Source organism: Kordia aestuariivivens (assembly GCF_014397005.1).
GTDB lineage: Bacteria > Bacteroidota > Bacteroidia > Flavobacteriales > Flavobacteriaceae > Kordia > Kordia aestuariivivens.
Window position 1 is genome coordinate 104,800 of the sequence record NZ_JACGWS010000011.1, and the last position, 12,562, is coordinate 117,361.

General features: G+C 35.4%; 7 protein-coding genes. 1 reads left to right on the forward strand and 6 read right to left on the reverse strand.

The window, feature by feature from the left end; translation table 11 throughout:
- Positions 1-85: 85 nt before the first annotated feature.
- Positions 86-2,881 (reverse strand): helix-turn-helix and ligand-binding sensor domain-containing protein, encoded by a 2,796-nt coding sequence (locus H2O64_RS17235; protein ID WP_187563456.1) that lies wholly within the window; start codon positions 2,879-2,881, stop codon positions 86-88.
- 156 nt (positions 2,882-3,037) lie between these two features.
- Here H2O64_RS17235 and H2O64_RS17240 point away from each other — a divergent pair, with 156 nt between their 5' ends.
- A complete protein-coding gene (locus tag H2O64_RS17240) occupies positions 3,038-4,288 on the forward strand; it encodes a mechanosensitive ion channel family protein (protein WP_187563457.1) in 1,251 nt (416 codons plus the stop codon).
- Between the two features lie 610 nt (positions 4,289-4,898).
- Here the strand turns inward: H2O64_RS17240 and H2O64_RS17245 are convergent.
- From H2O64_RS17245 to H2O64_RS17265, 5 genes are all read right to left on the reverse strand, one after another.
- A complete protein-coding gene (locus H2O64_RS17245) occupies positions 4,899-5,441 on the reverse strand; it encodes an NUDIX hydrolase (RefSeq protein WP_187563458.1) in 543 nt (180 codons plus the stop codon).
- 387 nt (positions 5,442-5,828) lie between these two features.
- Positions 5,829-5,984 (reverse strand): hypothetical protein, encoded by a 156-nt coding sequence (locus H2O64_RS17250; protein WP_187563459.1) that lies wholly within the window; start codon positions 5,982-5,984, stop codon positions 5,829-5,831.
- A gap of 2 nt (positions 5,985-5,986) precedes the next feature.
- Positions 5,987-6,835, reverse strand: coding sequence for a GIY-YIG nuclease family protein (locus H2O64_RS17255; protein ID WP_187563460.1), 849 nt, complete (start codon positions 6,833-6,835; stop codon positions 5,987-5,989).
- A 9-nt stretch (positions 6,836-6,844) separates the two neighbouring features.
- Complete coding sequence (locus tag H2O64_RS17260; protein ID WP_187563461.1) at positions 6,845-9,124, reverse strand: P-loop NTPase fold protein; 2,280 nt, start codon at positions 9,122-9,124, stop codon at positions 6,845-6,847.
- 87 nt (positions 9,125-9,211) lie between these two features.
- Positions 9,212-12,505, reverse strand: a complete 3,294-nt coding sequence (locus H2O64_RS17265) for a type I restriction endonuclease subunit R (protein ID WP_187563462.1) — start codon at positions 12,503-12,505, stop codon at positions 9,212-9,214.
- Positions 12,506-12,562: the final 57 nt, after the last annotated feature.

Below are 12,562 nucleotides of genomic sequence, written 5' to 3' on the forward strand. Positions count from 1 at the left end.
ATAGCTGCTACACTGCGAAAAAAGAATCCACTACGTAGAAAAAATTAGCGTCTATTATTATATCAAACTCCAATTAAACCGTAGTCTACAAGTTTAAAAAGTAATCGTTAAGGTTGATTTCTCTCCCAAGGCTGATTTTTTTACGTAATCGATAGCGTTTAATTTCCACACTTCGTACAGAGATGTTTAATAGCGGCGCAATTTCTTTTGAGGAAAGGTTCAATCGCAAGTACGCACATAAACGAAGATCGTTTGCAGTCAGTTGCGGATGCAGTTCTTTTACTTTTTTGAAGAAATCTTTATCAGCATGATTGAACGCTTCTTCAAAGAATTTCCAATCTTCCGCATTGTTGATGTTTTTGTCAATTAAACGAATGACAGGCGTCACATTTTGATCGCCATCGTGTTTGTTGAGTTCATGTTTAATACTATTGAGCGTTTCATTCTTCTTAATCATGTTCATAGTGGCAATTGCCAATTCACGATTTTTAGATTCGATATCACTATTTAGTTGTGAATTTTTTAATTGAATGATTTCTTTTTGCGCTTCAAGTTCTTTTAAAGCCAAATCGCGCGTGGTTTTTTCTAATAAACGTTCGCGCTGCTTTTTGTAATACCTTTTGTTGTAACCGTTCAATGCTGTTAAGAGTAAAATGGCTAGAATTCCATACAGCAATAATGCTAAGTTTGATAAATACCAAGGTCTATGAATGATGAACGCGTACGTTGCTGTATTCATTGTAACCTGATTGTTGATCCGTGCTTTTACTTTAAATGTATAACTACCATGTGGCAAGTTTTCAAAAGCTACATCTGATTTTGTACTCCAGGTACTCCATTCATTGTATAAACCTTCAAGCTGAAACGAATATTCTGCAACTTCATATTTGTTATAGGCAGGAATGCTATACATAAACGCCAAGAAATTTTCATTCGCTTTAAATTCACTTTCAACAGCTAAAGGAATTTGTTTTATATCGCCCGAAATTTTATAATTTGTAACACTATTGATCGTGATTTCATACGATTTGGAATGCATCTGCGCTAAATCAATGGTAATGTATCCGTTAGACGTTCCTAAGAGGTAATTCTTCCCTTTAAGATGCGCAATGTTTTCATATCCTTTCATTTCGTTTCGCAACGATTGTGGAATGGCAATGCGCTGTACTTTAAAGTCTCCGTTTAATTTTTCTTTGGTAACATAATTAATATAATTGTCTGTAAACGCCCATAAATAGCCGACATTGTCTACCACTAGTTTCCCTGAAGTATATTCGTCATTTTCAAAAATAGTACTCAAAATGGAATCTTTTTGAAACCAAGCCGTTTCTGTATTATAGCCGTAAATACCGTTTTTATTTGCTTGATAGATGGTATTGTTGAATTTTATTAGACTCGAATTGGCACTTTTTTGAACGGTTTTGTTTTTGACGAATTTTGTGACTTCTTCATACTTCTCGTCAAGCGTGAGTTCATATACACCTTTGTATTCATGATTCATTAATATTTTTGTCGGCGTTGCCCATTCAAAATGTTTTGAAGAAATATTGAATCCTTTGAGTTTATAATCCAATGCCCAAGAATCATCTTGTATGGTAAGCATGTACAATCCGTCATAATTCCCTTGAATGATCTTATTTTCATTTCCCGGAACCGATTTGATATCCCAAGTACCTTGGACATTTGCAATTTTTTGCTGTGTTCCATTATTGATAAGAAACGTTCCTAAATCATGACCACAAAATAATTGATCTTTAATGACACGCAAACACCAAACTTGTCCATTAGTCCCTGCTACAAAGTTAAAATTAGAAGTACTATTTTCTTTCTTGTAAAACAATCCTTGATTCGTTCCTAAATAAATAGAACCCTTATGAATTATAGACGCATAAATAGTTCCCAAGCGTCCTTCATGATCATCAAAGTATTTAAAAGGTTCTTTGGTGTTTATACAATTGATTCCGTTATCGAGTCCAACCCACACATTTCCATCAATATCTTCAAACAAAGAAAGTGCGGTATTATCGCCCAAACCGTTCGTTTGATCTATATGATACAATAACGCGCCGTCAGCAGAAATATGAAAAATTCCTTTCGAAATCGTTCCTAATACAAAACTTCCATCTTTTAGTTGAATACTTGTATATACACTCTTTTGTTGGTATTGTTGTTGATATGGCAATTGTAGTGCTGTCAATCCGTTTTCATCATACGTATACCAACTTCCATTCCGGGTAATGATGAGTTTTTGATCACCTTTTGGATACAATCCTACGATTCTATTATTTCTTAAAATTGCATTGTCGCTTACAAGTGATTTCTCACCATTTTCAATGCTATACAAACCTTCATTAAGTACCTGAAAGTACAATTCGCCTTCAATCTTATAAAGCTTCGTGATGGTTTGCGACGCTTCAATGGTTTTCAGTGTTTTAGTTTCTGTATGATAACTGTAGATTCTATTGAGCGATTGAAAAAGGACCCATTGATCTAGTTGAATAATTTCCCAAATCTGTTCATCTTCCACCATTTCAATCTCTAATTGGTCACTTAGCGATGTGTATTCCAGGCTTCCCATGGCATTGCGTTCCCAATATCCGAAGTTCCTGTAACACCCCGTGTATACACGATTTTCAATGACTTTTACGGAACGCATAATGGTTTCGTTTGGCGACTTGTAGAGTTTCCATTGTGCGCCGTTGAATTCCAACAATCCTTTGTTATTGGCTACATACATAAATGCATCGTCTGATTGTGAAATCATCCAATTTTGGTTGTCCGCATTGTATGTTTTTGGTGTGTACTTAATTATTGGCGGCAATTCCTGTGCAAAAGAAAAAAACGAATACAGTACAATGAATACGTAAATAAATGTTCGCAAAAAATAATTGGGTTTGGGATTTGATCCTAAATTTAAGATTATTTTTTGACTTATATTCAAATTAAATACAACAAATAAAAATCTAGTTATAGGAAAGTACCATAATATTCGATGATTTTGCATGGAAGCTTTATCTTTGTACTAAACTTACCATTCATGGACACGCAAAAGTTATTTACTTTTATTTATGATTATATAAAAGGGCAAAACTACTCAGAAGGAGTTGCTATTTATGCAAACTTGATCGTGCTGTTAATAGCCGTTTCCATTATTGCTTTTATAATCGATTTTATAGTTAGGCGTTTGTTGATTTCTTTGGCACATCGGATTGCCCCTAAAACAAAAAATGATTTTGATGATTTTTTAATTAAAAATAAACTTCCTCAAAATTTAGCACATCTAGTCCCTACATTTTTTATTGAACAAATAACGCCGCATTTATTTATACATTTTCCACAGTTTGAAGTTGGTTTCTTAAAAGCAATTGATGTCTTTTTAGTGATTTTAATCATTAGAGTGATTCGTAGCATCTTACAATCTGTTCGTGATTTCTTAAAAACCTTGCCCGCTTTTCGCGATAAACCAATTGATAGTTACATTCAGGTATTCATGATCTTTATTTGGATGATCGGAATTGTTTCCGCGTTTTCCATCATCACAGAAAAATCTATTGTTGCATTTGTGACGACTTTAGGAGCGTTATCAGCCGTTATTTTGTTAATCTTTAGAGATACGATTCTTGGTTTTGTGGCGAGTATTCAAGTATCTGTAAACGATATGGTACGGATTGGCGATTGGATTACGATGGAAAAGTATGGTGCTGATGGTGATGTCGTTGAGATCAACTTGGCTACTGTGAAAGTGCAGAATTTTGATAAAACCATTACCACGATTCCAACGTACGCATTGATTTCGGATTCGTTCAAGAACTGGCGCGGCATGAATGAATCTGACGGACGCCGTATAAAACGTGCCATTTTAATCAAAGCGCATAGCATTCATTACCTCAACAACGAAGAAATTGAAGAATTAAAAAAAATACAGCTTGTTTCCAATTATATCGATCACCGTCAGAAAGATATTGAGTTGTTCAATGAAAAACGTTCGGCAGATAAATCCTTGTTCATCAACGGACGCAACTTGACTAATATTGGTGTTTTCCGAAAATATGTAGAAACGTATTTAGAAAGACATCCTGCCATTAATGAAAACATGATGATTATGAGTCGCCAATTGGCACAAACGCCACAAGGTGTTCCTATTGAGATTTATGCGTTTAGTAAAGATAAGGTTTGGAAAAACTACGAACATATTATGGGCGATATCTTTGATCATTTACTAGCTGCCGTTCCGTATTTTTATTTGGAAACGTATGAGTTGAATAGTTTTGACTCGCTGCGCTCATAGACTCGCTGACGCTCTTGGACTCGTTCCCACGTAGGCGGGAATCTCTTGGTATCGCTTCGCTCTTAGAATTTTGGATTGTTAGTATCGCTAATAAAGCTCTTGGAAACGCTACGCTTTGGTATCGCTTCGCTCTTGGTATGTTGGTTGCTTGCACTTCGACTCCGCTCAGTGTGGCAGTTGTGGGTTGTGGGTTGTGGGTTGTGGGTTGTGGGTTGTGGGTTGTGGGTTCAAATTTAAAACTTTTACATTTTACATTTTGAATTTAACATTTATAATTTGGGTGTTGGGTGTTGGGTGTTGGAAAACACGGAAACTGAGCTGAGTCGAAGTTTTACATTTAAGATTTAGCATCTCGACTGCGCTCGATGTGACACATTTTACACTTTTACATTTTACATTTTACATTTTACATTTTGAATTTAACATTTATAATTTGGGTGTTGGGTGTTGGGTGTTGGGTGTTCAAAAATACTTTTTAATTTAAAATTTAGCATTTAACATTTATAATTTTGAATCTTACTCTTTGCTCTTGAATCTTAGGTCTTAAAAGAAATACTTTTACATTTAAAATACATAATGTCAGTTCGAGCGCAGTCGAGAACCATTACTACTAAAAGAACCTTTTTAACTTCGCAAACACTTCTTTCGCATACGCTTCATTAAACGGAACATATTTTTGAGCAAGTTCAATAGTTGCCAATTCTTTCTGTACCTGCGCTAGTGGAATCGTTGTCACCGCGGCAACTTCTGCTGTTTGTAGTGTGAATTCCGTCGTTGCGGCTATTTCACAGGCATAAATAGTACTGAATTCTCTGTCCCAATAATCTGCTGCATGTTTATAATCTATCTGGAAGTTTGCAATTTTCTGGAACTGTGCTGGCTGTGCTTGTATTCCTAGTTCTTCTTCCAATTCTCGTTGTGCGGCTTGCAACGCCGTTTCACCATGACTGATGTGTCCTGCCACCGATACGTCCCAACGATTGGGGAAATTTTGCTTGTCTGCTGCGCGCAATTGCAATACCACTTCTCCCCTTTTTGTATACAACCACACGTGTACCGTTCCGTGAAAATATCCGTTGCGGTGTACTTCATCTTTGGGCAAGTATTCACCTGTTGGCTTGCCGTTGTTGTCTAGGATGTCGAGGAGTTCCATGTGTTTGTAGGGATTAGGTTTTGGGGATTAGGGATTAGTTGTTGGTTCAAGGTTCAAATTTAAAACTTTTACATTTTACATTTTGAATTTTGAATTTAATATTTATAATTTGGGTCTTGGGTGTTGGGTATTGGGTATTAGGTATTAGGTATTAGGTATTAGGTATTAGGTATTAAAAGAAACACTTTTACATTTAAAATTACAATGTCAGTTCGAGCGCAGTCGAGAACCAACCACACTAAAAACACTTTTACATTTTACATTTAATCTTTTTCATTTTTCATTTACTTGGCTCTTTGGTCTTTTCTCTATGCTCTTTGGTCTTTGGTCTTTGGTCTTTGGTCTTTGGTCTTGGGTCTTTTCTCTTTTCTCTTTTCTCTTGAGTCTTTACTCTTCATTCTTTTCCTTCGCTTTCTGTACAATAGCCTTTAGCCGTGCCTTGGTCGCTTCCTTCTCCGCGCGCTCTTTGTTGAGCTTGCGTTGCAGGAGCTTGGTATGCTTGGCTTTGTTTTTGGTGTTTTTTTGTCCTTTGGGTTTTGGCATGACTAGTTCTGTCTTTTGAGTTCGTCTAAGGTTTTGCCATTTTTATCTTTCCACTTCGTCCATCCATTTGTATTTCGTCCTATAATAGTTGCTGCTGCTGCTGTTGGTGAGTTGAATATATAATCTTGTTGAAATACATACACATTATTTTCTTCCTTTAATATGCCTTCTGCTACTAAGCGATTACGTAACACACCTATCCATTTCGTCATACTTTTGGTTTCTTCAATACTAGCTGTACCATCTTTGTAGACTAAGAAACCGTCATCAGTTAGCTCTCCTATTGCAGCACCATTATTTGTGCCTTTACAGTAAAACAATTCTTTAGCACTTTTTGCTTTTCGTTTCTCTTCAAAGATTGGATAGCCTAAAGTTGCTAATAGTATTTTTGCGGTATCAAAGTTATCTAATAAATCATACTCTCTACTTTCTGATATAGAAGGCTTTTTAGAACCTGCATCATTATCAATAATATAACGTCCAATTTCTTTTGCTTTATCTAAACAGTAATGTTCTAAGTACTTCCCATCTGTTTTGGTATACTCATCTGTTTTAGTTGTGATGATGACACACTGTGTCCAGAAATCTTTGTTACGATTGTGAGATTGAATGCGTTTAAAACAATCTTCGCCTTCTCCAATATATACTAATGGCTTTGTTCCGTCTTCTGTATTTCCAAACAAAAAATAAACACCTGTAAAATGAACCATTTCACGCTTTGCGACTTCTTGCATTTTGTTTCTAGGAAACAGAATTGCTTTTACTAATCTATTGGTGATTTCTGCTTCTCTGATACTGGTTGGCGAACCGTCTGGAAGAAATATTTGTATAGTTTGTGGTCGGTTTTGCATTCGTTGTTATTAATAAGGTGCTATAATTTCAATAATTTTATTGGTAGATGATTTCAGTTTATCCGAAATATCAAAATCTTCTAGTATACTTTCAATATCATTGACACTATCTGCGGGTTTATTATTTCTTTTTTTAATAATCTCTTTCATCATGAATGTGCACCATTCAAGATCTAGTTTGTTGTTGCTATTAAATTGTTGACCTATATTTCTTGCTAACAAATAGCGAAACATGAAAATTCGTAATTGACGTGGAGTTATTCTTCCTTCAATACCTTTTGCACACTCTTTAAGTAATTCTAACTCTTCTGATGTAATAACATAATTAATTTCTTCTATAGTTTCGTCTGAAATTTCATTATTTGAGTAATTTACATTATCAACTTCAGCATTAGTTGTATTAGAACGATTATTTTCTACTATACCTTCTAAATTTTCTTCTGCACTCTTTTCTTTTTTGAGACCTATTTTTTCTGCATAACTATCCAATATTTTATTTTTTTCTTCTCCATATAAAGGAGGAAGTTTTAAACAAGATATAAAAAGTTTGTCCATGTATTCTTTCACTAATGTATCATCTCTTTTTTCCTCTTCATTTTCATGAAGAAAATTTTTATATTTCCATTTTATAGCACGTTCCAAAATATCTTTATCTATTGCTGCAACAATAATAACACGCATTAAAATTTCATCATCTTCAAGCATCACTCTTAAAGCGTCTATTACCTGAATCAAACGTTCTTCATGACAACGATCAATATCGTCTACAAATAATAACAACCGTTTTTGATCATTTTTTAAACACTCAATAGGCTTACTGCCAAGTTTGCCATCTTCTTCTTTAAATTCAGTCTTCATCCAAGCACGTAATATAAACCTCAGCTCTTCTTGTATTTCTGCTTGTACGCCCAATAATTTATTAAAATTGGGTTTATGAGTATATGTCCTGATGAGTCGTTTACCTTTATCTCCGAGTTTCCAAGCTTTACTCAAAAATACCAATATTTGAACTGAAACACTTGTTCCAAAGAAGGCTTTCCAAAATAGCCAATCCTTTAAAAAATTAGGATAATATATAGCTATTAAAATAGCTAGTAGTAATACTATTAAAAACATACTCAAATTAAACATGCCATTCCGTATTCTATTCAAACGAAACAACAATCGTGCTTCATGCCACTTTGCTAAAATAGGATATCTTATATTTTTCTGAAACCAGTTTCCATACTTAAGCGATTCATTATTTTTATGAGTTAAATATAATTCCATGATATTTTGATACAAATACGCCCAAACGCCTTCCGTATCTTGATATTTCCATGCGTGAAACTTTAAATAATAAAACTGATTTTCTTTTGATTCATTATTGGCAATTTTATGATGATCTAGTTTAAGTTTCTCTTTAACTTGATTCATAAAATACGTTTTCCCTCTTCCCCATTGACCAAAGACACCTAGCATTTGTCCAGGTGTGTTTTGCAAGTTAGAAATCTGTTCTGCAAAACTTTTACTTAATATTTCAACATCAAGTTTGGGTAATACATCATGATCATACGTATAAAATGAATTTCCAGAAATAGTACCAGCACTTTTAGAATTTCTGCTATTCTTGGCGCTTTCATATTCTTTTCGAAACCATAACTTAGTTACTTTCTTCTTAACTTCATCTTGCCGTATTTGTCGTATTCCTGCTTCAAGTTTATATTCAAATTGTTCCTCTTTTGATAAATCGTAAATAATTGCATCTGATACTAATATCCAATCTCCCCAATCAACCTCTAATTCTCTAAATTCTTTTTCTAAATGTGCATAAGGAGAATCTGGAAAGGATTGCATATTATCGTTTACCCTTGCAACTCCATGTACCGTATGACCATCCGTAATAGCTACTAAATCTCCTGAATTGAAGGTATGCTTCTCAAATGTAATAACTATCTTTTCTCTTTTTAGTAATTCATGAAAATTAGGGTTTCCTTTTCCCCAACGGGTTCCTAGTTTCCAAACAACACCAGTATCACCACCGCCTAAATGATTTCCTTCTTTGTCAAATATAGGAAACCCCATATTTACTAAATAATCATTGGTGGGTGCACCACCATTTAGCGCATATTTACTAGGATCTAAGCCTTCATATCTTGCTGCCTCTCGTATAATTTCTTTGGGTGGGTATAATCTTCCTGAAATTAAAACATCGTATTTTGTTGATGGAATTAAATTATTAATATCAATACTATTTACAGCTCTTAGTACATCATTTCTTGTAACAATCTTTGCTAAATTTTCAGCCATTTCGTATGGTTTATTATTCTCGTTGTGAACCTATTCAATTTACAGATTGTACTCTTACGGTTTCTCACAATAACATCAATATATTATCTAAGCCGCACCAATACCAGTACCATTCATGGCACTATTAAAAATATGATCAAAAATCTCATTACTTTTCTCTGCAAAGACATTTACATCATAGCTTTTTGGTAAGCCTTTTTCTTTATCGTCTAGTAAATCCTTGATGATGTTTTGTACACGCAAGCGTGTTTTGTATGATTTGTACCAATCAATCACAAACAGTTTTTCTTTCTCCTCTTTTAATCGGTTTAATAAATACTTACTTGCCAGCTTTACACGTTGCAGCTCTGCTTTGGTTAGCTTTTCTTTGCAAAGCATGTCATATACTTCCAATTCTTCTGGGGTGAGTTCTTCTCGGATATGGCGTTCTTCTTCTTTCTGAACTTCTTTGGCATACTTTAGCATTTCTTCATACATCTCCTCTATAGAAGTACTGCCCGAATTGTACTCGTCCAATATTTCCTGAAAACGTTCTAAGAAACGTGTACGTGTTTTATTCTCACGTATCATCTGTTGTAGCTTTGCACCTAAAAACTCGCGCAAATCTGCAAAAGCAATATTCTTGGTATCACGTTCTTTAAATTCTTTTCGGAGTTTGTCAATGTCCAGTTTACTTAGGTCTATTTGTTTGTGTTTGGTAATTTCGTACCCAACACTTTCTTCTTGCACAGCATCATCAGATTTCAATATGGATTCGTCCAACAATTGATCTACTTGTTCGCGTACCTTGTCCATACGTTCATCACTTCCTGCATTGCGCTCTACTACTTTTTTTAAGTATTCAAATACTTCTTTTTGTTGCTTAATAATTGGATAGTTGTATATATCGGGCTTGCACGAATCGTATAAGGAAACAATGGCGTTTGTATAGAGTGCAAATTGCTTCTTCACATCATCATTTACTAATAAGAGATTTCCAAAGGTTTCAAATAAGCGAATTTCTTTAAAGCCTTTTTCTCCTATGTCTAAGATTTCTTGTAAATCGGCACCATTATCTTTACTATACTGCATACCTTCATCAATAGCATCTTTTAAAATAACTACGAGTTCTTCAAACTCTTGTATTGGCATATCGTCATCATCAGTAACCTTGTCGCTACTTCCTTGTGCATAGACAGCCAACGCTTTTTTCAAGTTTCGGAATACGCCAAAATAGTCTACTACCAATCCATTTTTCTTCGCTGCAAATACTCTGTTGGCACGCGCTATGGTTTGCATAAGGTTATGATTTCGCAACGGCTTGTCTAAATATAAGGTAGATACCGAAGGCGCATCAAAGCCTGTAAGCCACATAGCAGTTACAAATACGATCCGAAGCGGATGATTGGCATCTTTGAAATAATCTTCTACACTCTTACCATCGTTATCTCTAGCGTCAACCATTTTATGATATTTGCTTACATCCAAGCCTTTTTTTGCAAAGCGTTTTTCGTCATTAATATCCGAACTTATTACTACCGACATTTGCGTTTCTTTCATAAACGCTACCGCGCGTTCATAGCGTGTGCGCTCTTCTATATTGAAGGTTCTACTTATTTTTTTATTGAGTTCTCTTATATATAGTTCCTGTTTGTATTGTATTTTTTCATACATCTTAGCAGCCGTATACTTATCTATACATACCACCATGGCTTTCATGGGTTTGCGGTTGCCTTCATCGTCCGTCATGTCTAAACGATACGGATAGTGCTCCAATATATCCTGTGCTACTACCTCCAAACGGTCATCACGTTTTACAACTTCTATTATGGTACTATACTCTCTATTGAGCTTTTGCTCTTCTTCTTCGGTAATGTCTTCTTTTTCTAATATATCCGCAGCTTCTTCAATGAGTTTATCATCCTTTACATTTACCATCGTTGGCACATGCTTTTTGTAGAATAATGGCACGGTGGCTTCATCTTCTATAGCTTGTGCAAAGTTATATTCGGATACGTAGTCGCCAAACCAACGTTCCGTTAATCCGCCTTTTATAAGTGGTGTTCCTGTAAATGCTAGGTATTGTGCATTGGGTAAGCCGATGCGTAAGTTGTCGGCAAGTGATTTGTATTGCGATCGGTGTGCTTCATCAATCATGACAATCCAATTGGTACGATCTGTAATTTGCTTAAACTGTAACCCGCGTTTTGTCCCAAATTTTTGAATAAGCGAAAATACATAGCTTTTGTTTTCGCCCAAAAACTGTAAGAGTTCCTTTTTGTTTTTTGGTCGGTACTTATTGTTCTTTGTGTTGCTTATGCCTGTAATGGCTTCCGTTTCGGTAAAGTTTCTAAATATTTGATCGTCCAAGTCCGTACGGTCGGTGAGTATTAAAAACGAAAAGTCGCCTGGTATTTTACGGTTGATCTTTTCTGCATAGAATATCATAGAATACGATTTCCCTGAACCTTGTGTATGCCAAAATACGCCTAATTTTCCTTTTTTGTCCTCGCGCTGTGTAAATGCTTTCAGCGCACTGTTGACACCTAAGTATTGGTGATTTTTGGCAAGTATCTTTTTGGTATTGTTATGATAGAGTACAAAGTTTTCAAAATAATCGAGCAAGGTGGTTTTATTGCAGAGTCCTTCGCTAAAATATTCTAAACTAAGGCGTTTGTCGGTAGTTTCACTTCGCTTTTCTACTTCTTGCAAACTTAGTTGCCGTCTGTTTGCCGTAGTATCATCATGTTTTACCCATGGGAAAAAATGTTCCCAATCGGCATTGAAACTTCCCATCCGGGTTTGTATTCCGTTTGAAATACAGACGAGCAAGTTATAATCAAACAGTTGTGGAATGTCGCGTTTGTAGTCTTCTAGGTTTTTGTCGTAGCCTTGGCGTACTTTTTCGCTGGCATTTTTAAGCTCTATAAACACCAAAGGCAATCCGTTGACGTATAGTAATACATCTGGTCGACGATTTCGTTCAATGTCTCGGTATTGTATGGAAAGTTGCGATACTACTAAGAATTCATTAGCAGCCGCATTGTCAAAATCTACTACTTGTACTTTGGTAGGTGTTTCCTTGCCTTCATGGTTGGTATACGTTATAGGTACGCCATCTTTTATGAGGTTGTGTACTTCTTTGTTGGCAAGTATGGCACTCATAGAAGCTCTACTTTGCGTCAGTTTTTCCAAGGCATCATCAATGGCTTTTGGTGGCAAGTGTGTATTAAAGGCTTCCAACTTGGCGCGCAAGCGGTCTTTGAGTACTACTTCTTTTAGGCTGCTGCGTCCTAGTAGCTTATCGCGATACGCGTTAATGTGTTCGTCGTAACCAAGTTTGTTGATAAACAAGTCTATGTCTGCTTGCTCTAAGTGATCTTCGCTAAGGTAGTTTGCCATGCTATTGTATGCGCATTAATTTTCATACAATATAAGAATATCTTAGGTATTTGTAAG

Bases quoted from the DNA above. Each gene is read 5' to 3' on its own strand.
- H2O64_RS17240 (WP_187563457.1), top strand. From the start codon at position 3,038: ATGGACACGCAAAAGTTATTTACTTTTATTTATGATTATATAAAAGGG.
- H2O64_RS17250 (WP_187563459.1), bottom strand. From the start codon at position 5,984: ATGCCAAAACCCAAAGGACAAAAAAACACCAAAAACAAAGCCAAGCAT.
- H2O64_RS17260 (WP_187563461.1), bottom strand. From the start codon at position 9,124: ATGGCTGAAAATTTAGCAAAGATTGTTACAAGAAATGATGTACTAAGA.
- H2O64_RS17245 (WP_187563458.1), bottom strand. From the start codon at position 5,441: ATGGAACTCCTCGACATCCTAGACAACAACGGCAAGCCAACAGGTGAA.
- H2O64_RS17255 (WP_187563460.1), bottom strand. From the start codon at position 6,835: ATGCAAAACCGACCACAAACTATACAAATATTTCTTCCAGACGGTTCG.
- H2O64_RS17265 (WP_187563462.1), bottom strand. From the start codon at position 12,505: ATGGCAAACTACCTTAGCGAAGATCACTTAGAGCAAGCAGACATAGAC.